This window comes from Streptomyces sp. NPDC091377 (assembly GCF_044757045.1).
In the GTDB taxonomy this organism is placed as follows: Bacteria; Actinomycetota; Actinomycetes; order Streptomycetales; family Streptomycetaceae; genus Streptomyces.
Genome location: NZ_JBIVUE010000009.1, coordinates 60,986 through 83,111 on the forward strand (window position 1 = coordinate 60,986; position 22,126 = coordinate 83,111).

Here is a 22,126-nt window from a genome sequence, read left to right on the forward strand (position 1 = left end):
CCCGGTACGACATCGACCGCCGCGCCCCCAACTGACGGCCACCGCGCCCTGCACCCGCTCGACCCCGTCGACGGTCCGGTGCGGATCGGTGCCATCGCCCGGGAGTCGGCGGCGTCCCGCGACACCCGCACCAGGGCCGCCGCCCGCCGAATCACCGGGCCTCTCACCCACGGTGTACGTGACACGCCGTCGGATCGACCGGGCGAAGGCCCTGCCGACCGGCCGCGCGCACCCGGCTGCCGCGCCCGACAGGCCGCGGCCGTGCCCTCCACGAGGGGCACCACCCGAGCCTTGACATGTCCGCGGACGTGCTTCCACACTCATCACGTCACTGCAGTGTTTACGTAAACACTGCATCAGTCGCACCACCGAATCCCGCTGGCATCGTCGCGACGCGCCGCGACGACGACGGCTCACAGACGCTGCCGAGCGACGGGCGCGGCGGTGCGGGTCGCAGGACGTGGACACACCGCCCGCCGCCCGCCGTTCGCCGCCCGCCGCTCGCCGCTCGCCGCCCGCCGCCCGCCGCCCGCCGCCCGCCGCAAGATCCTTCTCCTTCGTGGCCGAAGCCTGATTGCCGAGAAAGGTCGGACCGTGACCCCTCCCCCGCGCCACACCGCGACACCTTCCCCCGACCCGGAGCCGACGACGTCCGAGCCGCTCTCCCGACGCAGTGCGCTCAGGGGACTCGCCGCCGCGGGAGTCATCGCCGTCGCCGGGGACACCCTCCTCGCCGGACCGGCGGGCGCGGCCACCGCGCCGCCTCTCCTTCCGCCACTTCCCGACACCGTCTCGGGCGTGGCCAGACCACGCATCCCCCTCGCCTCCGGCTGGCGGTACACGACCGAACCGCCGGCGTCCTTCTGGACGAACGGCACCGACGCCTCTTCCTGGGCCGAGATCAGCGTTCCGGGGGAACCCGCGCTGCAGGGCCACGCCGTGCCCTCCGGCACCGAATGCGCGTACTCCGTCGAGGTGGCCGTGCCCGCGGACTTCGCGGGCCGCAAGATCCTGCTGCGTTTCGACGGCGTCTACAGCTTCGCCCGTCTGTGGGTCAACGGCACGGCTGTCCGGACCCATGACGGCGGCTTCACCACCTGGTACGCCGACATCACCCCGCTGGTCACGCCGGGCGCCCGGGCGACCGTGACCTTGGGCGTCACCGACCGTCCCGACAGCATTTCGGGCCAGTCAGAGTACGCCCAGCACACCATCGGCGGGATCCTGCGCGATGTGACGCTCGTGGCGCTGCCGGTCTCCCCTCTCACCCGGCTGCACGTGGACACGACGTTCGACGCCTCCTACACCGACGCCACGCTCACCGTGACCGCCGCTGCCGCGCTGTCGGCCGGCGGGAGCGGCACCGTCGACCTCCGGCTCACCGACGCAGCGGGCCGGTCGGTTCGCCTCACTCCGTCCCGTATCGCCTTGTCGGCCACGACTCCCCAGGCTTCGGCGGCCATCCCGGTGAAGGCGCCGCTCAAGTGGGACGCGGAGCACCCGAACCTCTACACCCTGCGCGCGACGTTCACCGCCGACGGTGTGACACAGACGGTGTCGCGGGCCATCGGCTTCCGACAGGTCGAGGTGGACGGCAACCGACTGCTCGTCAACGGCAAGCCGGTGCACCTGCTCGGCGTCTGCCACCACAGCATGACCGGGACACGGGGCCGGTCGGCGGACGCGGCCACGGAGGAGCAGACCGTCCGGCTCTACAAGGAGGCGAACTGCAACCTCATCCGTACCTCCCACTACCCGCCGACCACCGCGCTGTTGGAGGCGGCCGACCGCATCGGGCTCTACGTGGAGGAGGAGGCGCCGGTCTGCTTCCAGTACCACACGGTCGACGACCCCGCCTACACCGACCAGTACATGACGCAGTTCGCCGAGATGATCGAGCGCGACCGGAGCCACCCGAGCGTGATCGAGTGGTCCGTCGGCAACGAGAGCGGGATGGGGCGCAACTTCGCCGCGGAGAACACCTACGCGCACAAGACCGACGCCTCGCGCCCGACGGTCTTCGAGGATGTCCAGCAGCACAACGGCGGCGACCAGACCGACATCTACTCCGGCCACTACCCCAGTCCGGGGAACGCGAACGGAAACAGGAACCAGCCCATCCAGTACGGGGAGTTCGCCCACGTCGCGTGCTACAACGTCGGCACGCTGGCAGCCGACCCCGGCGTGCGGGACGTCTGGGGCCGCAGCATCGACAGGTTCGCGGAGAAGTTCCGCACCACGGACGGCGTCGTCGGCGGCGCCGTCTGGGCGGCCGTCGATGAGGTGTTCCACCTGCCCGCCGGGCCGGTCGGCTACGGCGAGTGGGGGGTCATCGACCTGTGGCGGCGGCCCAAGCCCGAGTTCTGGCTGACCAAGAAGGCGTTCTCCCCGGTACGGATCACCGACGGCGTCCTGTCGGGACTGACCCCAGGAGCGGCGATACCGGTCCCCGTCCAGAACTGGTACGACCACAGCGACCTCGGCGAGCTGACCATCACCTGGAGGATCGGCACACGGTCCGGGACCCTCACCGAGGTGCGTATCCCGCAACGACAGGCCGGCATCCTCACCGTCCCGGCCGGGGCCTGGGCTTCCGGTGACACACTTCAGCTGACGTTCCGCCGCGGTGCGGCGCTCGTCGACGAGTACCGGCTGTGGCTCAACACCCGGAAGGCGCCGCCCCTGCCCGCCCCCGGGGGCATCGCACCCGCCGTCCGGGAGACGACGGACACGATCACCGTGTCGGGTGTCGACTCGCCTTTCACCGTCGCCTTCGACAAGGGGACCGCCCGCCTCACCGAGGCCACCGCGGGCGGCAGGAAGGTCCTCGGCGGCGGCCCGGACCTGGTGCTCTCACGCGCGGTTCCCGGCCGGTGGACCGGCACATCCGCCACCGTCACCACCGACGGCGGGCAGGCGGTCGTCACCCTGACCGGTCGTTTCGGCGCCCTGGACACCACGATCGTCCTGTCCGTGGACGGCCGCGGTCTGCTGACCACGACGTACACGATCGCGAACCCGCCCTCGGCACCGGTCACCGACGTCGGTATCCGCTTCGGCCTCTCCGCCAGGACGGACACGCTGACGTGGGACCGGGACGCGCAGTGGACGGTGTACCCCGACGACCACATCGGACGACCCTCCGGCACCGCGGCCCGCACCCGGACATCGGGCACCGACGGCTACGGCACCCGACCGGCCTGGCCCTGGGCCCATGACACCCACAGCTACTTCCTGAACGGCAAGGACAGCGCCACCCACTGGACCAACGACTTCCGCAGCGCCAAGGCGAACGTACGGCTGGCGAAGGCCACCGCGGGGGCGTCCGGTCCGGGGGTGCAGGTCGAGTCCGGCGGCCGGGACGGCGTCCGCCTGGCCCCCGCCCAGGCTCCCCTCGTCGACGACACGTCGCCGGACATCGTGTACACGGGCGCGTGGACCCATGCCGACATCAGCGCCGGATACACCGTCGGAGACCTCTTCGGCACGGAGTCCTTCACCGACGCGGCCGGGGCGACGGCGGAGCTGGCGTTCACCGGCACCGGGGTCGGCCTCTACTCGGCCCTGGCCGAGAACCTGGGCATCGTCAAGGTGTACATCGACGGGGAACCCGCCCGCTCCATCGACCTCTACGGCCCCGGGAAGTCCCCCGCCCAGCTCGTCTTCCGCAGTACGCCCCTGCCCTACGGCCGGCACACGATCAAGGTCGAGTGCACCGGAGAAAAGGGCAAGTGGACGAAGGGCGCCTATGCCCTCGTCGACGCGTTCCGCGTGATCGACCCGCTCATCGACGACACCTCACAGCACATCGCCTACGACGGCACGTGGACGCACGCGGACGCGTCCCAGCCCTGGACCGGTGGCGACCTGAACCGGACCGAGTCGTACAGCCGGACGGCGGGCGACAGCGCCACCACCGCCTTCCGGGGCACGGGCATCCGGGTCATCTGCCCCAAGGGTCCGAACCAGGGCATCGCCGAGATCACGGTCGACGGCGGGCGCCCGGTCCGCGTGGACCTCCACGCGGGAAGCAAGCAGTACCAGCAGAAGGTGTTCCAGCGGACGGACCTGAGGGACGGCGAGCACACCGTCACGGTCAGGGTCACCGGCGACAAGAACGCCTCCGCCACCGACGCGTACGTGTCCTTCGACGCCTTCGAGACACTGGAAGCCGACCTGTACGAACCGACGTCCGGAGTGGACCTCATCGTGAACGCGGGACTCACCTACCCGGACCTCGCATGGGGCAACCACACCGACCCGCCGATCACCCTGGAACCGGGCCGGCCGACCACGGCCCGTATCCGGCTGCTGCCCTGACCCCGCCTCGGCAATGCCCGGTGCCCGTGCCGGGCGGCGTCCGTGCCCGGCGGCGCAACCGCACAGGTGAGGCAGCCGATCAGCAGAAGGGGTGGTTTCGGTCCGGAGGCGATGCCCGTGGGTCCTTGGGTACGTGAGTGTGGTGCAGGGGCGGGGCGTCCGCTCCCCGGGCCGCGCCGACCCAGCCGAGCCCGTGCCGGACACAAGGAGAAGACATGGCGACGTACCAGACCGAGATTCACACGGGTGGCGGCGGATGGCAGCCGGACCAGCCGCTGAGCCTTTCCATCGCCAACCGCTCGGATGCCGTTCCCTCAGAGGGTGCTCCCCCGACCGGAACGACGGTCACCTGGTCCGGCGACGCGGGAAACGGCAGCGTCACCTTCTTCGACAACGGCGACTCGTTCCAGGGGACCGCTCAGTTCCCGAACGAGGGACCCGTCGCCTACCGGGGGACCCGGACCGACTGACCGCGCTGACCCCACCCGTGTGAGTCCGCGGGCCCTGCCGGACACCCGGGCAGGGCCCGCGGACCGGCCGACCGGATCAGGTTGACGGCGGAGTGGTGGGCGATCGCAGCTCCTTTGGGGCGGCCGGTCGAGTCGGACGTGAACATCAGATAGGCCGGGTCGTCGGGGCCGACGGACGGTTCCATGCCGGGGAGCGGCGGTGTGTCCGGCCGACTGGGCAGGGTACGGCTGGTCGTGGGTGCTGTCGTCGGTGATCACGGCGGCGCAGCGGGCGCCGGTGACGACCTCGGTGGTGCGGTGGGCCAGAGTGATTCGGTCGAGGGGTTCCCGCTGGGCCGGGGAGCTGATGTCAAGCTGTGCCAGGACTTCTCGGGGTGGGTGATCAGGGCGTCGAGGACCACGGGCAGCAGGTCCGCGAGGCGCTCGGCAAGCCATGCCGGGTGGTGCGCCGGGTCGCCGTCGATGAAGCCCTGCGTCGCCCGGCGTCGTCGGGGAGTGCCGTGGCCAGGTGCCACGGTCCCACGCTGACGGGCGGTACGACCGTCCGCTCCGTGAGTCCGCCGAGCGGGATGTCCGCCCGGGTCAGCAGCGCGGAGCCCACGCCCTCGGTCCCCGGCGGGTCCTAGGACACGGCCAGGGTGGCTTCCGGCGCCGGCATGCGTACGCCCGTCTCGCCGGTGTCCGGGGCGACCAGGTCCGGACGGCCGAGGCACCGGTGGGCGAGCGCCCCACGGAGCAGGTGAGGGACACGCCGAACGTGGTCGCGGGCCGTACCTGACGCGGTCGACGGGCAGGACAGCGGTGGAGAGCCCATAGCCGACGGCCCGGCTGTCGGCACCGGTGCGCGCGTTCATGGACACGGACAAGGGTGTCCTGGAGGTGTGGCCGAAGCAGGCGAGTGCGAGGGCCTGCACGGCGAACAGCAGCGAGTAGCGGGACGTTCCGCCGTCCTTGGCGAAGGCGCGCAGGGCCGTGGTGCGCCTCTCCCCGAGGTCGACGGGGACCCGGCGGACGGATCGGGACTTGCCGGGTGGTGCGGGGGGGGCGCGGTGGCGCGCGGGAGGTTCGTGGTCACGTGCCCGTCCGCCCACAGGTCCGCCCAGAAGTGCCGTGCGCGCTACAGGCGTTGGGGCACCGCGGGCCTGTGGAGCAGGGGGTCGCCGGGGGCAGCGCGGGGTCCTGGGCGTAGAGCCGGAACAACTCCGGCATCAGGACGCCTACGCTCCACAGGCCGGCCACACTGTGGTGCACGCGGACCACCAACCGGACCGGCGCCCTGTCGTCGTCCTCCGCCAACAGCACCGTCGCCTGGAAGAGGGGCCCGACGCGAGGTCGGGGTACTCGGGTGGTTCCGTCGGCGGGTCGACGGTGGGTTCAGCGGTATTCGGCGGGGTCCACCGTGTTCGGGTCCAGGCCGCCGGCGACCACCTCGTCCAGCCAGCGTGGCCAGTCGGGTCGGGTACCGTCCACGTCCTTCAGGTCGTAGGCGTCGGCGAGGGCGTACGAGGTGACGACACGGCCGTTCCAGCGGGCCTTGCCGTCGTCCGCGGCCAGCGCGGCGATACCGCGGCCGAGCAGGCGCGGGGTCTCCGAGAGCACGAAGTGCGGATCCTTCTTGACGCCGTCGCGCCAGGTGTCCTCGGTGACCCCGAAATGGTCGAGCATCGCCTCGGAGCGGAGGAAGCCGGGGGTGGCCGCGAACGCGGTGGTCCCGTGCCTCGGCAACTGCTCGGACAACCCCGAGGCCAGACGCCGTACGCCCGCCTTCACCTGGTCGTACACCAGCGAACCGGAGTTGCCGTCGGAGACGCCGTCGGTCACCTCGACCACCAGGCCGCCCGGCGCGGCCGTCACCAACGGCAGCAGCGCGTGCAGGGTCCGCAGATGGGTCTCAAGGCCGCCTCGCCAGACGCGAACGGACCGTTCGATGTCCTGCTCCCAGAACGGTGTGTCCCAGTCGATGAACGGATCCCCGCCCCACACGTCGTCTATGAGGATGTCGACCGTGCCGCCTGCTTCGGCGACGACCCGGTCGCGCAAGGCGTCGACGTCCTTCTGGTCGAGGAAGTCGCAGCGGACCGCCACGCCCGTTCCGCCGGCCTCGGAGACCAGTTCGGCGGTCTCCTCGATGGTCTCCGGCCGGTTCATCTCGCTGCGACGGGCGCGGGTGGTGCGGCCGGCCGCGAACACGGTCGCTCCCAGTGCTCCGAGTTCGACGGCGATCGCCCGCCCGCAACCGCGGGTCGCTCCGCTGACGACTGCGACCTTGCCTTCGAGTGAGGGCTTCATCGTGTGTCATCTCCACTCACGTGATCGGATCCATGGTGGTCGATCGGATTCCGCGTGGGCTCGGGTGCTCACGCGTCCGACCGGCGCGGCCGGTGGCTCAGGGGGCGTCCACCGGGCCGCGCCACGCGCTGAGCACGGCGTCCAGGTCCTGCCGCACCCGCTCGGTCAGCTCGCCTTCCGGGTTCAGCGCCCAGTCCTGGAGGAGGCCGTTGACGCGAGGCTCCTCCGAGGCGTACGCAACGTCGCCCGAGTACCGATGGGTCTCAGATGTCGGCGCATTCATCGATGACGGCGCAGGCGAGGCGGATGCCGCCCAGGTAACAGGCGTCGTGCGCAGGCGGCGTCGGCCCCGGCCGCTCCCCCCACACCGACTCCACCGCGTGGCGGTCCGTGTCCGCCCCTGGGGTCCGAAGGTCGGTTGAGGCGGGTGCGTTCGGCACTCGCCGTCGGCACGGGGGTGCGTCGTCGGTACGTCTGCGGCGTCGAACCTGCGCACGGCGGGGGCCACCGAGCGCCTCGCCGACACTGGCAAGGACGCATCCGAAGGACGCCTCATCGCCTCCCTGGTCACCGGAACCCCGGCTCCACCGGCGGCGCCAGTCACCATCGCCCCGCCGACGCTGCCCGTCCACGAACTCGCGTCGACACCGAGCCGATCGCGGGAGCAAGAGACCACCCCTGTCCTGGTCGACACGGCCGAGCACGACGACCCGACGAACGCGGCGGAGCCGTGGACCGCTCACCTCCCCCGCGACACGGCACCGTTGCCGCGGCACCTCAGACAGCCCGACACCGGCATCCACCAGACGATCGTCGTACCAAGCAGACGGCAACCGGCGTGAGCGTCTCGGACGACAGCGCGGCCCACGACCGCGCGCGCACCCGTGTCGCTGACACCGTGGCGTGCGGGGCAACCCCCCACGGACTTCATGCCACCGTGGAAACCCCTCCGTGGAGACGGCCGCCACACAGCCGATCACCGTGCATCTCCTCCCGTCGCCCACCGACCGCGCGCCGCACACGATCGGCTCCACGCCCAGCCGGCGCCGAGACACCGGCTCGGGCCCGACTCGTGCACGAGTCGCCCGGCGGTGGTCGCGGCGGTCGAGGTCCAGGACTTGGTCGGGGTCGGAGAGCAGCAGGCCGCTGCGATCATCGGGATCGACCGTGGTGATGAAGACGTCGGCACCGGTGACGGTCAGGACGTCCTCCACCGCGGGCACGGACTCGTACTGCTCGATGCCGACGATGAGCCGGGAGCGGAAGCTGCGCTCGCCGATTCTGAGCCTGGGCTCGTCGGGACAGTCGGAGGAGGCGGATCGGTCGGTGAGCAAGAGATCATCCCCATCGGGTCGTGGGAGGGAGTGCCGTGAACGAAGGTTCCGTTCCGTCACCCGCACCAGTGGACCCTCGGGCATACGATCTGTCATCTCTTCCTGTCCGACCTCTTTCGACGCCCCGACGGGTCTCACGTTCCGGTCGCCACGGACAACTGCGGGGACGCACCGGAAGGGAGGGCGTGAGGACACCTACGGCCTCCCCAGTCCGGGCGTCCCGCCCCGCGACGGTCTAGAAGGTGCGCGTGGTCGACCACGACGCCTGGTTAGAGGGGCGGTTCAGGTCGAACGTGATGCCGGAGAGCCGTCGGTCGGCGCCCAGGTTGCCGGTGTATCTGCCTCTGGCCCCGTTCGACCAGCTCAGGACGAAGGTGATGGACGTGCCGTCCACCACCGCGCCGTACTCGATGGTTCCGGAGGTACCGCCGTAGTATCCGCTGCCGTAGAGCCGCCCGCTGCTGTCCTGCGTCAGGTTGACCGTGACCACGGGTCCGTTGCTCTGGTGGAGCTGCCAGGTGCCGCCGGCGTAGAAGCCGGGTGCGAGGGTGGTCGCGCTCGGTGCGGCCGAGGACGCGGCGGGTGCGGCCACGGCGGACGGGGCGAGGGCGAGTCCGCTGATGGCCAGGGCGAGGGCGAGACCGGCGGCCGTGGCGATTCTGGGGCGCATGGGTGATCCTTTCATCGACGCTTTCCAGGTCGGGAGAACTGTTCCCACACGTGCGAGAGGCCCGAGAGCGAGCGAGGAGGGCCAGGCCGAAGCGAGTATGTCCGCGCTCAGGGGTACGCGGCGACGCTCGTTCCGGCCAAACGCGCGGCCGTCCCTCGTGGTGCCGCGCGGCGGAGGCGAGGGAGCGGCCGGGCTCCCCGCGGTCGGCGCCGTGGGAAACCCTCGACGGCTGGACGGGCTCAGATGCGGACGACGACCTTCCCCCGCGTGTGTCCGCGCTCGGAGTGGGCGTGCGCGTCCGCGATCCGTTCGATGGGGTAGGTCCGCTCGATGCGCGGTGTGTAGCGGCCCTGCCTGCCGAGTTCGGCCGCTTCGGCGAGGAGCGTGGAGTCGTTCACCGCGTGGGCGAGACGCACACCCAGGAGGGGCGCGTTGAGGGAGTCGGCGATGGTCGAGACGCGGGCAGGGTCGCCCACGATCGCGACGAGATCGGCCAGGGACCCGGACGCCGCGGTGTCGAGCGCGATGTCGACACCGTCCGGAGCCAGGGTGGCGAGACGCTCCGCGAGGCCGGTGCCGTAGGTGGTGGGAACGGCTCCGAGGGAGGTGAGGAACGCGTGGTTGCGCTCGCCGGCCGTCCCGATCACGGTGGCACCCCGGGCCACCGCGATCTCGACCGCGGCGCTGCCCACGCCTCCGGCGGCGCCCTCGATGAGGAGGGTGCGCCCCTGGAGGGGACCGAGCACCTCCAGGCCGCCCATCGCCGTCACGGATGCCAGAGCGGCGCCGGCCGCCTCCTCGTCGGTCCAGGTTGCGGGCGCGTGGGCCCAGGCCGAGAGCACGACCAGCTCCGCTGTCGCGCCGGTGATGCCGCCCAGCCCGAAGACCCGGTCACCGACGCTGACCCCCCGCACACCCTCGCCCATCCCGTCCACCACGCCGACGACTTCACGCCCTGGAATCGCGGGCAGGTCCACGGGGAACACCTCGCGCACCGCGCCGGAACGGACCTTCCAGTCCACGGGATTGACGCCGGCCGCCGTGACGCGGACGCGGATCTCACCGGGCCCGGGATGTGGGTCCGGCACCTCCTCGACCACGAGGGTCTCCACACCGCCGTACTCGTGATATCGGACTGCGCGCATAGCGTTCTGCCTTTCCCTATGGCCCGTACGGCCGTTCGTGAGATCGGTGGGGGGAATGTCCGCCGGACGCCGATGCCGACACCAACACCGACGCCGACGCCAACACCGACGCCGACGCCGACGCCGACTACGCTAAAAGTTGACGTTGGCGTCAGGTGCAAGTCGGGCGGGCCGCCCGGACGAAGGGGGACCGGTGCGCATCGGTGAGGTCGCCGCCAGGGCGGGAGTGAGTGTCCGGGCGCTGCGCTACTACGAGGAACAGGATCTTCTCCAGGCTTGCCGCAGCCCCGGCGGCCAGCGGCGGTACTGCGACACCGCCGTCGGCCGAGTCCGGCTGATCCAACAGCTGTACGCCGCGGGTCTCCCGAGCAGGGTGGTGCGTGAGGTGCTGCCGTGCGTGGAGTCGGGTGAGGCGTCCCCGGCCCTCATGGAGCGGCTGGAGGCCGAACGGGTCCGCATCGACCAGCGGATCACCGACCTGATGGCTGCGCGTGAGCGGCTCGACGCCGTGATCAGCAACACATGGGACCCCGTTACCTGCATCCACGGGCAGTGAGGACCACTGCCGCGACGACCGCGGTCGTCGCCGGCGGACGGGTGCGCATCCCGGTCGGCGGGGGCCGGTGACGCAGGGGGAAGGGCTTTCGTCCCGGTCGATGCGGTGGTGCGGAGCGACGCGGGGCGGAGCGGGACGCTACGGGCTCGGCCGGCCGGCGGCCTCGGAGGAGCCGGGGTGTCGGTCACCGCGCTCGTGCGCGTCCCGTGGGTGAATCAGGGCATGCGAACGCAGCTCCGGCGGGCCGGGCGGGCGGTGGCCGGGTATGTGCGCGCGGCGCCCGGTACGTACATCTGGCTCGCCGCGCTCCTGGTGACCACCGTTCTCCTGCACCACATGTCGTCCGACTTCGAGAACGACTTCCTGCGGCAGCGCTCCACGAACATCCATGAGCTGACGACGAACCCGATCCGGGTCCTGATCTCCAGCGCGTTCTGGATCGACGGCGGGGGCTGGCTGTCGTACGCCGTGCTGTACAGCGTGTTCCACGCGCAGGCCGAGCGTTGGCTGGGCACCGCGCGGTGGCTGCTGGTGGCACTGACGGCGCATGTGCTGGCCACGTACATGAGCGAGGGCGTCCTGGCGTGGGGCATCCGGCACGGGCTGGCGCCTCATTCTGCGGTCAACACGCTCGATGTGGGCGTGAGTTACGCCCTCGCGGGCGTGGTCGCGGTGCTGACGTACCGGATCGTCGCCCCGTGGCGGTACGTGTATCTGGCCGGGGTTCTCGCCGTCTACGTGCCGCCCCTGTTCACGGGGCGCACCTTCACCGACGTCGGGCATTTCACGGCGGTCCTCATCGGGCTGGCCTGCTACCCGGTGACCTGGGGGCGGGGAGCGGCCTGGGACCCGGCGGCCGGTGCGCGGCGATGGCGCGGACGGGGCACGGGGCGGTGAGGTACGGGGTTCCACGGGTCGGCGGCCCCCGGGGTATCAGGAGCCGGAGCGGCGGCGGGCCTCCTCGATCCGGTCGAGGTACAGCTGCGTCCAGTCGCAGAAGGCGTCGACCGTGACCCGTAGCGCCCGCCCCGGCTCGGTGAGGGTGTACTCGACCCTCGGCGGCACCGTCGGAAACACCTCGCGGTCCACCAGCCCGTTGTGTTCCAGCATGCGCAGGTTCTGGGTGAGCATCTTGTGGCTGACGCCCTCGACCTCCCTGCGCAGCTCGCTGAAACGCAGCGTGCGCTCACCGAGCGCCTCGATGATCAGCAGCGCCCATTTGTTGGCGACCTCCGAGAAGACCTCCCGCGCCAGCGAGTCCGCACGCCTGAGATCGGAGTCCTCGGGCAGGCCCTCCAACTGCTCTCCGGTCCCCATCAGATGCTGTCTCCCGTTCCCCAGCAGACCCTCGGCCATCGAGAATGTCGAAAAATACACCGCCCGAGTCCCCTACTTTACTCTCCTACGGATTCCTGGTCACCGGTGGAGAGTGAGCAGGAGGGGCGGGTCTCCCCGGGTAAAGTTCGTGAGATGCCGAGACTCAAGGTCAGTGTGATCGTCCCCGTCTACAACACCGGGAAATACATCGACGAGTGCGCCCCGTCGCTGCTGGGGCAGAGCCTGCCCGCGGACGAGTACGAGGTGATCTACGTCGATGACGGGTCGACGGACGACACACCGGGCCGGCTGGAGAAGCTCGCCGGTCAGCACCCGAACGTGCGGGTCCATTCCCAGCCGAACTCCGGCTGGCCGGGTGCGCCACGCAATCTCGGGATACGACATGCCCGCGGCGAGTACATCCAGTTCGTGGACCACGACGACACGCTCGGGCCGGAGGCGCTTGAGCGGCTGTACGAGCACGCGAAGCGCAACGACGCCGACGTGGTGCTCGGCAAGATGTCCAGCACCATGGTCCGCCCCCGCCGGATCTTCCGGCACACGGTCGACGCCTGCACCGTCGACCACGACGAGCTCATGCAGAGCCTGACCCCGCACAAGATGTTCCGGCGTGCCTTCGTCGAGCAGTACGGCCTCCGGTTCCCGGAGGGCCCCTGGTTCATGGAGGACCAGCTCTTCGTCACCGCCGCCTACCTCAAGGCCGAGCGGATCTCGATCCTGGCCGACTACCCCTGCTACTACTGGATGCGGCGGGACGACGGCGGCAACAACACCCGGCACCGGTTCAACCCGCGGTACGGTTTCTGGCCCAATCTGCGCACCATCACCCGCCAGATCAAGGACGGGACGACCCCGTCCGACGACCTGGACGCCCTCCAGAACCGTCTCCTGCACCGCCTCTACCAGGTCGAGATCCTCGGCCGCACCCGGGAACCCGAGATCCTCCGCGAGGAGCCGGCCGAGCAGCGTCCCCGCTTCGAGGCCGCCCGCGAACTGGCGATGAGCGAGTTCCCGGCCGCCGTGCGTGACGGCCTTTCCGCCGTCTCCCGGCTCCGCGCCGAATTCCTCGAACGCGACGACTACGACGCCGCGGTCGCGCTCGCCGAACGCGTCCGCGAGGTCAAGGCCCACAGCGAGGTCGGCGCCCCTCGCTGGGAAGGCGGCAGCCTGGTCGCCGACATCACGCTCAGCCTGCTGCGCGGTGACGGCCGGCCCCTCACTCTGGTCGAGCGGGACACACAGCTCCTCCTCGACCCGGAGTTGCTGGACGGCGTACCCGGTACGGAGGACGGCTGGGAGGTCCGCGACCCCTTCCGCCTGGCCTATGCCGAGCTGGTGGTCAAGGACCGCGACCGCCAGGACTGGTGGTACCCGGACGGCGAGATGGAGGTGCGGCTGCGTCCCCTCGGCGCGGGCCGGTCCCAGCTCGTCGCCAGTGGCCTGCTGCGCCTCGACCCCGAACGCCTGGCCGGGGGCCGCCCCCTGCCACGTGCGGTGCACGACGTCTGGGCGTACGTCCAGTTGCTGGGCATCGACCGGATGGTCCGCATCACCGGCGACCACACCCCCGGCACCCCGGCCGCGCCTCCCGCCCTCACCGGCGGTCGACTCGCCCTTCCCTACTGGACCGTGAAGAACCAGCTGGCCCTCGACATCGACGAGCGCCAGCGAAGACTCGGACCGCAGATAGCCGAGGTCGCGCCGGAGAACGCCGCACGCGCCAACCAGGCGCTCCCCCTGCCGAGCATCACGGCCGCCGCCGGTACCTCCACCGCACGCCTGCAAGTGAGCGTCTCGGACCTCAAGGTCGACGCCGAACTCGTCCCCGAGGGAGACACCGTCTCCCTGCGGCTGCCCGCGCGGCTTCAGCTGCCGTCCGGCCACCACCCGGTGACCCTCCCGAAGTCCCCGGTCCCCCTCGCCTACGCCGTCGTCCGGAACAACTCTCTGCTCCGGCTGGAAGGCCCCGCCTACGAACCCGGCCGGGGCCAGCGCCTCCTCGACACCCTCCGCGGACACCCCGCCCCGACCCGCCAGTCACCGACCCCCGGCCCCGCGAAGAAGCGCTAGGAACGGCTAGGAAGCGCCAGGAAGGCGAGAGGAAACCGAGGGGAAGCAGCGCGGCGATCCTCGGTCGCCACGAGAACCGTCGAGCCCGCGTCGATGACGCTCCGGCCCCGTCGACTCGACCGACGACGGGTACGCGGAGCAGACTTCTCCCGTCCGTGCCATCCGTGCCGTCCCTCAGTCCCTCAGTCCCTCAGTCCCTCAGTCCCCCACGATGTCGGTCGTCCGGGCGCCGCTCCACGGCCCGGTGACCGGCGTCGGGGACTGTCGACCGGCGGCTTGTCAGTGCGGCGCGGGCGCCTGTATACCGTTGTAAAGATCACGTGCGGGGAGTCGGAGCGCGGTCCGCGACAAGGGCGATGACACCCCCGTACCCGCACCGACCGGACCGGTCGGAACTCCGAAAAAGGGGAATGCCGTGCGGGTCAGCCTCAAGGACGTCGCCGCGCACGCGGGGGTCTCCATCAAGACCGTCTCCAACGTGGTGAACAACTACCAGCACGTCACCCCCGCCATGCGCGAGCGCGTCCAGCGCTCCCTCGACGCGCTCGGCTACCGCCCCAACCTGGCCGCCCGGCATCTGCGCAAAGGCCGTACGGGCATCATCGCGCTCGCCCTGCCCGAACTCGGCAACCCCTACTTCGCCGAACTCGCGGCGGCCGTCATCGACGCGGCGGCAGCGCACGAGTACATCGTGCTGCTGGACCACACCGGGGGCCGTCGCGAGCAGGAGATCCTGGTCAGCCAGGGCTTCCGGGCGCGGGTCATCGACGGGCTCATCCTCAGCCCCATCGAGTTGGAGGCCGAAGACCTCAGCGACCGCGCGGAGAACGTTCCGTTGGTGCTGCTCGGCGAACGCGACTACGACCTGCCGTACGACCACATCGCCATCGACAACGTCGCCGCCGCCCGGGCCGCGGTCCGGCATCTGGTCGGACTCGGGCGCCGGGAGGTGGCGTTCATCGGTGCCCGGCGCGGACGCAGCGGGCCCGCTCAACTCCGGGTGCGCGGCTGGCGCGAGGAACTGGCCGCCGCCGGTCTCCCGGCCGACGAGGGGCTCGTCGCCGCCACCGACGGCTGGGGGCACGCGGACGGAGCCGACGCCATGCGCCGCCTTCTGGCTTCCGGACGGCGCCCCGACGCCGTCTTCGCCTACAACGACCCCATGGCCATCGGCGCGATGCGTGTGCTCTTCGAATGGGGCCTGCGTGTTCCCGAGGACATCGCGGTCGTCGGCTTCGACGATGTGGTCGAGGGGCGCTTCAGCGCGGTCACGCTCACCTCCGTGTCGCCGGACAAGGAAGCCATCGGCCGGCTCGCCGTGGAGTCGGTGCTGGCCCGGCTCGGCGGCGACGAGGTGTCCGAACCGCACCGCGTCTGGGCGGACTACCGGCTGGTGGAGCGGGAGAGCACCCTGGGGCGGGCGTCAGCCGTGCACCGACGCGGGTGACTCCACCCCGCCCCGCCCCGCACCACCCCATCCCGCCCCGCCCCGTCCGGCCCCGCACAGCCCGGTCCTGTGACGCCCGGGCCACTCCCGGCGTTCCGCGCACTGCGTGCACCTCCCAGTCGGAGAAGGAGGCCAATCCGTTCCGTATCGCCGAGACCCGGTCCATCAAGGACGAGGCGAAGAAGCGGGGCGTCAAGCTGCTGACGCGGTGGGGGGCATCCCGCTCGGCGGCAGTAGCAGGGCCGCGGCGGCGCACAACGCCAGCGCTCTGGCCCAGCCTTTGGCGCGGACCCTGACCCGGCTCCCGGTCTTGTCGTGGGCGCTGCTTCCGGCTCTGGGGCGGGTGTCGTGTCGTGTCATCGAACCTTTCCTCGGACAGAGGCCGTGACCGGGTCCGACCGCCGGGGCAGAGGCGCGGGGTTCGGGGAGGAAGCCCGCGGGGTGAGAGCTGCACACCGGATGGGGCAGGTTCGGCGACACGGCCCTTTCAACGTTAGAAATTCGCTGACAGCGGTATGACAGCACGCTCTCGGAGGGCTGTCCAGACCCCGCGCAGCACTCGGCCGCCGCGCGTCAGGACGTGAAGTGCCGTGCGGGGCACCGCAGTTCGGCGGCGTCCACGGGGAGCGGGCCGTACCGGGACGGCCGGTGCGCCTTGCCGGGTCTCGCCAGGTCAGGGGCGGTCCGCGAAGGTCAGTGGGAGGGTTCCTCGGCCGGCAGGACGATGTCGAAGACCGCCGACGTCCAGGTTCCGGCGATCACCCGGCCGTCCGGGGTCGGCGTACCGGGTTCATGGCGTACGAAGTCGTGGACGAGTGACTCCTTGACACCGAAGACGGAGTCGGTGCCGAGGTACGGGTCGCCGGCGACGAAGATGTGGGTAACGAGTCGGCGGAACCCGGACGCGGTCACCATGAAGTGCAGGTGGGATGCCCGCATCGGGGAACGTCGGGCGGCGTCCAGCAACCGGCCGACGGGCCCGTCGGCGGGGATCGGGTAGGGCGTGGGGGTGAGCCCCCAGAACCGGTAGCGGCCCTCGGCGTCGGTGTGCAGGTGCCCTCGGGCCGCGCGACGGCCGCCGTCGTACTGGACGTCGTACATCCCGTCGGAGTCGGCCTCCCAGACCTCGATCCTGGCCCCGGCGATCGGACGGCCGCCCGGGTCGGACACGGTGCCGCTGATCCAGGCCGGCTCGCCGACGGCACCTCGGGCGATGTCCCCGCCGGGTTCGATACCGGGCGAGTCCTCCAGGAAGAAGGGTCCAAAGACTGTTGCCTCGGTGGCGTCGGCCGATTCGCTGACCCCGTCCCGCACCGGGGCCGCGTCAGGTGCGGAGTCGTTCACCGTGACGGTGAGCATGGAGAGGCCGAGCACGTCCGACAGGAGCACGAACTCCTGGCGGGTGGCCGTCGTCGTATGCCCGACCGCGGTCAGGAACGCGACGGCCTGCCTCCATTCGTCCTCGGAGAGCCGGACCTCCCGGACGAACGCGTGGGTGTGCCGGACGAGCGCCTGCATCACCTCACGCAGTCGCTCGTCGTGCGCCGTGGCGAAACTGGTCACCGCCTTGTCGGTCACCGCTTGCTCCCGGCGGGCGCCGGGGCCGCCGGGGTCGGGGGCTGTGCCGTCGGCCGAGTGGTTCAGTGCCGTGTGGTGGTGCTGCGTGTGTACGTGCGGCAGCGTGTGTACGGGCGTGGTGTCTTCGGGTGCGGAGTGTTCATACGCCATGGCAGTCCCTTCGATGCGACGGTGTCAGCCGGGAAGCGGTGCGAGGAGCGCCGGGTCGCCGGAGCGCCGGGCCGCCGCGCTGGTCTGCATGGGTCGACTCCCTGTGGATGCGCGGGTGCTCCTACGGCAGACGCAGCGGTGCGCCGCGGGCGGCGACTGCGTAGCAGCATCATTCCTCGGTGGGGGTGGGGCTCGGGAGGCGTTCGGCCTTGTGTGGCCGTTCTTCGCCCGGTCGGCGTCGCTGATCGGAGGGTTGTGCGAGCGGCGGGTCTTCGCACGTCCGGCGGGCCCTCATCAGATCGGGTGAATGCGGTGGGGTTGCCCTCTGGTGCCGCGGCCGGTGGCCGGACAGTGGGGAGGCTTCCGCGGCGGGGATCGGCGCTGCCCCTGCGGAGGCCGGTTTCCGGGTTGCTCTGCGCTGGTGTCACGGGAGGACACATGGTCGACACGGCTCGACGGAACTCAGGTGCGGAAGGGGTGGACGGGGGCGTCGGGGTGACCGCGCTGCTGGTCGCCGCCGCGCGGGCGATCGAGACCCACCGGGACGACAGCCTGGCGCAGGACAGGTTCGCCGAGCACTTCGTGCGCGCGGCCCCGGCGTCGGCGGGGTGGCCGGTCCGTTCGCATCAGGTTCCGGGCGGGGACACGAACCCGCTGTGGGGGCGGTTCGCGCGGTACTTCGGACTGCGGACGAAGGTGTTCGACGACTTCCTGTTGCGGTCGGCGGGTGCGGGGGCACGCCAAGTGGTGCTGCTCGGGGCGGGGTTGGACACCCGTGCGTTCCGGCTCGGCTGGCCGGAGGGGTGTGTGGTCTTCGAGGTCGACCGGGAGGGCGTCCTGGCGTTCAAGCACGAGGTGCTCGCCGGGCTGTCGGCCGAGCCGAAGGCAGCGCGTGTCGCCGTGCCGGCGGATCTGCGCGACGACTGGGTGACGGCGCTGACCGGGGCCGGTTTCGACCCGTCCGCGCCGAGCGTGTGGCTGGTCGAAGGGGTGCTGTTCTACCTTCCCCGGAGTGCCGAGACACAGCTCATCGGCCTGATCGACCGGTTGAGCGCCGAGGGCAGTGCCCTGGCCTACGAGGCCAAGCTGGAGGAGGATCTGGCGGCCTTCCGCGACAGCTCGATCTACACCGCGACCAGAGAGCAGATCGGCATCGACCTGATCGGCCTCTTCGCCCTGGAGCAGCGTCCTGACTCCGCGGGTGATCTGGCGGGCCGGGGCTGGTCCACCAGCGTGCACAGTCCCTTCGAGTTCACCGAGCGGCACGGGCGTGGCCCGCTGCCCGAGCCGCATGACGCCCTGGAGGGCAATCGGTGGGTGTTCGCGGACAAACCGCGCTCGTAGCGGCGGCGTCGGGCGGCGGTCAGTCGTGGGGGTGGCCGGTGCGGTCGGGAAGCAGGACGGGCTTGACCACTCGGCCCGCCTCGCAGTCCTGTTCCGCCCGGTCGATGTCGGCGAGGGGATAGGTGCGGATCAGCTGCTCGAAGGGGAACAGTCCCGCCTGCCAGAGCGCGGTGAGCCTCGGGATCAGCACACCCGGGACGGCGTCCCCCTCGCAGAGGTGGGAGATCCCGCGGCCCCGGTCCAGGGTGCCCACCTCAAGGGAGAGCGGGGTGTGGAGCCGTGCCGCCAGGGCGAGGTGGCCGGTGGGACGCAGGGCGCGTAGCGCGTCGTTGATGAGGTGGGGGGAGGCGGTGGTGTCCAGGGCGTACCGGGCGCCTCCGTCGGTCAGGCGCCGGATGCGGTCGGGGAGGGCGGGGGTGGTGGCGGGCAGCGGGGTCGCGCCGAAGCGTTCGGCGAGGGCCAGTCGTACGGGGTTCCGGTCGACGGCCACGGTCACCGCTCCGGCCGCGGTCGCCGCCATCACCGCGGCCAGTCCCACCGGGCCCGCGCCGAGCACGGCGACGGTGTCGCCCGGGCCCGCGCCGAAGGTGTTGAGGATCGCCCCGGCGCCGGTGAGGAAGCCGCAGCCGAGCGGGCCGAGCAGTTCGACCGGCAGGGCGGGGTCGACCACGACGGCGTTGCGGGCCGGGACGAGGGCGTACTCGGCGAACGAGGACTGGCCGAACCATCGGGGCGCCAGCGCTCCCCCGGTCGCGTCGGTGAACCGTGCCGGGTGCTCCTCGCGTCCGCCGAAGAGGTTGAGGGCGGCGAAGGAGTCGCAGTAGGCGGGGGCCGCGCGCAGGCAGTTGCGGCACTGTCCGCAGGAGTCGAAGCTCAGGACGACGTGGTCGCCGACGCGTGGCCCGGTGTCCGGTCCGCCGGTCTCCACCACGGTCCCGGCACCCTCGTGGCCGAGGACCGCGGGCAGGGGCGAGCGGCCCGCCGAGCGGCGTACCGCGAGATCGGTCCGGCACATCCCGCAGCCCGCGATCCTGACCAGCAGCTCACCGTGGGTCGGCCCGGTGTTCAGCCGTACGTCCTCCACGGTGAACTTGGCCTCGTACGAACGCAGCACGGCGGCGCGGAAGGTCAGGGTCATGGCTCCTCCGGGCGGTGCACGACGAACGGAGTGAGGTTGCCGTACAGCCCCCACGGGCCGCCCGCGACTCCGACACCGCTCTCCTTGATGCCGGCGAAGGGCTGGGCGAGGGAGAGTTCGGCGTGGTGGTTGATCCACGCCGTGCCGCACTCCAGCCGGTCGGCGACCGCCTCGGCCCGGTCGAGGTCGGTGCCCCACACCGAGCCGCCCAGCCCGAAGCCGGTGCCGTTGGCCGCCGCGACGGCTTCGTCGAGGTTCCGGTACGGCAGCACCGGCAGGACCGGGCCGAATTGCTCCTCCCTCACCACGGGGCTGTCGGGTGGGACGTCGGTGAGGACGGTGGGGGCGAAGAAGTAGCCCGGTCCGTCCAGTCGGTGTCCGCCGGCGGCGGCTCGCGCGCCCTCGGCGAGGGCCTGGGCCGTGCAGTGTTCGACCCGGGCCAGTTGGGGGGCGTTGTTGACCGGGCCCAGCCGGGAGTCCGGGTGGAGTCCGGCGCCCACGACGGTGGTCCTCGCGCGTTCCGCGAGGGCCTCGACCACCTGGGCGTGGAGCCGGGCGGGGGCGTAGACGCGTTTGACGGCCATGCAGACCTGCCCGCAGTTGCGGAACGCCGCCCAGAACAGCCGGTCGGCGATCCGCTCCACCCGCACGTCGTCCAGGAGGACGGCGGCGTCGTTGCCGCCCAGTTCCAGGGTGACCCGGGCCGGGGTGGCCGCCGCGCCGCGGGCGACGGCCCGGCCCGTGGGGATCGATCCGGTGAAGGTCACATGGCGGATGCCTGGATGTGAGGCGAGGCGGGCGCCCAGCGGCTCCCGGCCGGTGACGACCGTCAGGACGTCCTCGGGGAGGGCGGCGGAGAGCACGGAGGCCAGGAGCCGGGTGGCCAGGGGGGTGTACGGGGACGGCTTGAGCACCACCGTGTTGCCCGCCGCGAGCGCGGGCGCGAACTTCGCCGACGCGAGCTGGAGCGGGAAGTTCCACGGCACGATCGCGGCGACGGGCCCGAGGGACCGCCAGCGGATCTCGCTGCGCACCGGCCGGCCGTCCGTGATCGGCTGGGTCCCGGGGTCCAGTTCGGCGAAGTAGCGCAGCCGGGCCGCGGTGCGGGCGATCTCGGCGTACGACTCGGCCAGGGGCTTGCCCTGTTCCCGCGTGAGCAGGGGGGCCAGTTCGGCCGCGGCCGTGTCCACGGCGTCCGCCGCCGCCAGCAACGCGGTGGTGCGGGCGGCCCGGTCGGTACGCCAGTCGTGCCAGGCCGTGTGCGCCCGGCCGACGACGGCGTCCAGTTCCTCCGGTCGCTGATCGGGAGCGTCCTCGAACGGCTCGCCCGTCGCCGGGTCGAGGACGGCGAAGCAGGCCGCGCGGGTTCCTGGTGCGCGGCGGGGCCGGCCGGTCGGCATGCGGCGGTCAGCTCGCGACGCCGGCCGTGGCCTCGGACTCCCGGGCGTGGCGGTCCATCTCGGCCCGGAACGCCGCCACCATCCGCGGCTGGATCCGTCCGGCGTCCCGGTCGCCTCCCTCGCAGACCGCGCCGCGGACCCCCACGATGTCGGTGCCGATACGGGTCAGTGCGCCGAGGTCCTCCTTCCGCACACTGCCCGCGAGGGCGGCGAGCAGCCCGGAGGCGTGGGCCAGCCGGACGAACTCCGCGCAGACGTCGGGCGGAACGTGGTCGAACAGCCGGGTCCCGTCCTTGATCGCGGTGTCGAGCATGGCCGCGTCGGAGCCGGAGCGGCGGGCGATGTCGGGCAGCGCGAGCGGGCTGACACAGCCGATCCGGTGGGCGTCGGCGTAACCGGAGGCGACCACGAGCGCGTCGGGCCGGTGGTCCTTCACCGCCCGTACGACGGCGCTCATGACGTCGACGGCCTGGCCGGGCGTCGTACAGCCGTAGAGGCCGACCTTGATGTACGTGGCGCCGGAGACGGTCGCGCCGAGCGCGGCCTGGGCCACCGTGCCGGGCTTGTACGGTACGTCCCCCACGGTGGCGGAGACCGGCTTGTCCGCGGGGACCACGTCCCTGATCTCCCGGATGACCCAGGGGAAGTTCGCTCCGAGGGAGCCCTCGTCGGGCTTCTTGACGTCCACGATGTCGAGGTGCTCCGCCGCCTTCGCGCACTCCAGAGCCTCTTCGACGCTGTCCGGTGAGATGAGAAGCAACAAGGTGGACTCCTTCCACCGCCTCGCCACCGGGCCGCGGCGCGGAGGTGCGGTGACGCCTGGTTCACTTGAGGTCCGCTTATCATCACGGTGACTCCTGGGCTGCCGACAGGGCGT

19 protein-coding genes are annotated in these 22,126 nt (G+C 71.7%); 9 read left to right on the plus strand and 10 right to left on the minus strand.

What is annotated here, in order from left to right; translation table 11 throughout:
* Window positions 1-594: 594 nt before the first annotated feature.
* Both ACIQNG_RS20950 and ACIQNG_RS20955 read left to right on the plus strand, forming a co-directional pair.
* Window positions 595-4,320: a glycoside hydrolase family 2 TIM barrel-domain containing protein gene (locus tag ACIQNG_RS20950; protein ID WP_401486801.1), complete on the plus strand. Its 3,726-nt coding sequence runs from the start codon at window positions 595-597 to the stop codon at window positions 4,318-4,320.
* A gap of 215 nt (window positions 4,321-4,535) precedes the next feature.
* Complete coding sequence (locus ACIQNG_RS20955; RefSeq protein WP_401435041.1) at window positions 4,536-4,790, plus strand: hypothetical protein; 255 nt, start codon at window positions 4,536-4,538, stop codon at window positions 4,788-4,790.
* Here the strand turns inward: ACIQNG_RS20955 and ACIQNG_RS20960 are convergent.
* Window positions 4,766-4,975 carry an AMP-binding protein gene (locus tag ACIQNG_RS20960; RefSeq protein WP_401486802.1) on the minus strand — a complete coding sequence of 70 codons (210 nt, stop codon included), beginning with the start codon at window positions 4,973-4,975 and terminating at the stop codon, window positions 4,766-4,768. The two genes, ACIQNG_RS20955 and ACIQNG_RS20960, sit on opposite strands and share 25 nt — an antisense overlap.
* A gap of 189 nt (window positions 4,976-5,164) precedes the next feature.
* Here ACIQNG_RS20960 and ACIQNG_RS20965 point away from each other — a divergent pair, with 189 nt between their 5' ends.
* The gene (locus ACIQNG_RS20965) at window positions 5,165-5,416 is read left to right on the plus strand and encodes a hypothetical protein (protein WP_401486803.1); all 252 of its coding nucleotides are present in this window, start codon (window positions 5,165-5,167) and stop codon (window positions 5,414-5,416) included.
* Window positions 5,417-6,164: 748 nt separating this feature from the next.
* Here the strand turns inward: ACIQNG_RS20965 and ACIQNG_RS20970 are convergent.
* Both ACIQNG_RS20970 and ACIQNG_RS20975 read right to left on the minus strand, forming a co-directional pair.
* Window positions 6,165-7,079: an SDR family oxidoreductase gene (locus ACIQNG_RS20970; protein WP_401486804.1), complete on the minus strand. Its 915-nt coding sequence runs from the start codon at window positions 7,077-7,079 to the stop codon at window positions 6,165-6,167.
* Between the two features lie 97 nt (window positions 7,080-7,176).
* Complete coding sequence (locus tag ACIQNG_RS20975; RefSeq protein ID WP_401486806.1) at window positions 7,177-7,362, minus strand: hypothetical protein; 186 nt, start codon at window positions 7,360-7,362, stop codon at window positions 7,177-7,179.
* A gap of 808 nt (window positions 7,363-8,170) precedes the next feature.
* Between ACIQNG_RS20975 and ACIQNG_RS20980 the strand changes: the two genes are divergently transcribed.
* A complete protein-coding gene (locus ACIQNG_RS20980; RefSeq protein ID WP_401486808.1) occupies window positions 8,171-8,452 on the plus strand; it encodes a hypothetical protein in 282 nt (93 codons plus the stop codon).
* Between the two features lie 196 nt (window positions 8,453-8,648).
* Here ACIQNG_RS20980 and ACIQNG_RS20985 read toward each other — a convergent pair whose 3' ends face one another.
* Together ACIQNG_RS20985 and ACIQNG_RS20990 are read right to left on the minus strand one after the other, a co-directional pair.
* Entirely contained in the window at window positions 8,649-9,083 is a 435-nt protein-coding gene (locus ACIQNG_RS20985; RefSeq protein WP_401486809.1) for a hypothetical protein, read from the minus strand.
* Window positions 9,084-9,322: 239 nt separating this feature from the next.
* Window positions 9,323-10,228 (minus strand): NADP-dependent oxidoreductase, encoded by a 906-nt coding sequence (locus ACIQNG_RS20990; RefSeq protein WP_401486811.1) that lies wholly within the window; start codon window positions 10,226-10,228, stop codon window positions 9,323-9,325.
* A gap of 193 nt (window positions 10,229-10,421) precedes the next feature.
* Between ACIQNG_RS20990 and ACIQNG_RS20995 the strand changes: the two genes are divergently transcribed.
* Window positions 10,422-10,784 (plus strand): MerR family transcriptional regulator, encoded by a 363-nt coding sequence (locus ACIQNG_RS20995; RefSeq protein WP_401486812.1) that lies wholly within the window; start codon window positions 10,422-10,424, stop codon window positions 10,782-10,784.
* Between the two features lie 222 nt (window positions 10,785-11,006).
* On the plus strand, window positions 11,007-11,681 hold the full coding sequence (locus tag ACIQNG_RS21000) for a rhomboid-like protein (RefSeq protein ID WP_401486814.1): 675 nt from the start codon (window positions 11,007-11,009) through the stop codon (window positions 11,679-11,681).
* 36 nt (window positions 11,682-11,717) lie between these two features.
* Here ACIQNG_RS21000 and ACIQNG_RS21005 read toward each other — a convergent pair whose 3' ends face one another.
* On the minus strand, window positions 11,718-12,101 hold the full coding sequence (locus tag ACIQNG_RS21005; protein WP_401486816.1) for a winged helix-turn-helix transcriptional regulator: 384 nt from the start codon (window positions 12,099-12,101) through the stop codon (window positions 11,718-11,720).
* A gap of 153 nt (window positions 12,102-12,254) precedes the next feature.
* Between ACIQNG_RS21005 and ACIQNG_RS21010 the strand changes: the two genes are divergently transcribed.
* Together ACIQNG_RS21010 and ACIQNG_RS21015 are read left to right on the plus strand one after the other, a co-directional pair.
* Window positions 12,255-14,192 carry a glycosyltransferase family 2 protein gene (locus tag ACIQNG_RS21010; protein ID WP_401486818.1) on the plus strand — a complete coding sequence of 646 codons (1,938 nt, stop codon included), beginning with the start codon at window positions 12,255-12,257 and terminating at the stop codon, window positions 14,190-14,192.
* 415 nt (window positions 14,193-14,607) lie between these two features.
* Window positions 14,608-15,639, plus strand: a complete 1,032-nt coding sequence (locus ACIQNG_RS21015) for a LacI family DNA-binding transcriptional regulator (RefSeq protein ID WP_401486819.1) — start codon at window positions 14,608-14,610, stop codon at window positions 15,637-15,639.
* A 693-nt stretch (window positions 15,640-16,332) separates the two neighbouring features.
* Here the strand turns inward: ACIQNG_RS21015 and ACIQNG_RS21020 are convergent.
* Entirely contained in the window at window positions 16,333-17,367 is a 1,035-nt protein-coding gene (locus tag ACIQNG_RS21020) for a dioxygenase (protein WP_401486822.1), read from the minus strand.
* A gap of 438 nt (window positions 17,368-17,805) precedes the next feature.
* On the opposite strand from ACIQNG_RS21020, the gene ACIQNG_RS21025 reads away from it, so the two are divergent.
* Window positions 17,806-18,711, plus strand: a complete 906-nt coding sequence (locus ACIQNG_RS21025; RefSeq protein WP_401486824.1) for a class I SAM-dependent methyltransferase — start codon at window positions 17,806-17,808, stop codon at window positions 18,709-18,711.
* 19 nt (window positions 18,712-18,730) lie between these two features.
* Here ACIQNG_RS21025 and ACIQNG_RS21030 read toward each other — a convergent pair whose 3' ends face one another.
* From ACIQNG_RS21030 to ACIQNG_RS21040, 3 genes are read right to left on the minus strand one after another with little or no spacing between them, the layout of a single operon-like run.
* Window positions 18,731-19,843 carry an NAD(P)-dependent alcohol dehydrogenase gene (locus ACIQNG_RS21030; RefSeq protein WP_401487150.1) on the minus strand — a complete coding sequence of 371 codons (1,113 nt, stop codon included), beginning with the start codon at window positions 19,841-19,843 and terminating at the stop codon, window positions 18,731-18,733.
* Between the two features lie 2 nt (window positions 19,844-19,845).
* Window positions 19,846-21,249 (minus strand): aldehyde dehydrogenase family protein, encoded by a 1,404-nt coding sequence (locus ACIQNG_RS21035; protein ID WP_401486826.1) that lies wholly within the window; start codon window positions 21,247-21,249, stop codon window positions 19,846-19,848.
* 7 nt (window positions 21,250-21,256) lie between these two features.
* Window positions 21,257-22,012: a (5-formylfuran-3-yl)methyl phosphate synthase gene (locus ACIQNG_RS21040; protein WP_401486828.1), complete on the minus strand. Its 756-nt coding sequence runs from the start codon at window positions 22,010-22,012 to the stop codon at window positions 21,257-21,259.
* Window positions 22,013-22,126 lie beyond the last annotated feature (114 nt).

Bases quoted from the DNA above. Each gene is read 5' to 3' on its own strand.
- ACIQNG_RS21020 (WP_401486822.1), bottom strand. From the start codon at position 17,367: ATGGCGTATGAACACTCCGCACCCGAAGACACCACGCCCGTACACACG.
- ACIQNG_RS21000 (WP_401486814.1), top strand. From the start codon at position 11,007: ATGCGAACGCAGCTCCGGCGGGCCGGGCGGGCGGTGGCCGGGTATGTG.
- ACIQNG_RS20990 (WP_401486811.1), bottom strand. From the start codon at position 10,228: ATGCGCGCAGTCCGATATCACGAGTACGGCGGTGTGGAGACCCTCGTG.
- ACIQNG_RS21010 (WP_401486818.1), top strand. From the start codon at position 12,255: ATGCCGAGACTCAAGGTCAGTGTGATCGTCCCCGTCTACAACACCGGG.
- ACIQNG_RS20960 (WP_401486802.1), bottom strand. From the start codon at position 4,975: ATGGAACCGTCCGTCGGCCCCGACGACCCGGCCTATCTGATGTTCACG.
- ACIQNG_RS21035 (WP_401486826.1), bottom strand. From the start codon at position 21,249: ATGCCGACCGGCCGGCCCCGCCGCGCACCAGGAACCCGCGCGGCCTGC.
- ACIQNG_RS20985 (WP_401486809.1), bottom strand. From the start codon at position 9,083: ATGCGCCCCAGAATCGCCACGGCCGCCGGTCTCGCCCTCGCCCTGGCC.
- ACIQNG_RS21005 (WP_401486816.1), bottom strand. From the start codon at position 12,101: ATGGGGACCGGAGAGCAGTTGGAGGGCCTGCCCGAGGACTCCGATCTC.
- ACIQNG_RS20975 (WP_401486806.1), bottom strand. From the start codon at position 7,362: ATGAATGCGCCGACATCTGAGACCCATCGGTACTCGGGCGACGTTGCG.
- ACIQNG_RS21025 (WP_401486824.1), top strand. From the start codon at position 17,806: ATGGTCGACACGGCTCGACGGAACTCAGGTGCGGAAGGGGTGGACGGG.
- ACIQNG_RS20970 (WP_401486804.1), bottom strand. From the start codon at position 7,079: ATGAAGCCCTCACTCGAAGGCAAGGTCGCAGTCGTCAGCGGAGCGACC.
- ACIQNG_RS20955 (WP_401435041.1), top strand. From the start codon at position 4,536: ATGGCGACGTACCAGACCGAGATTCACACGGGTGGCGGCGGATGGCAG.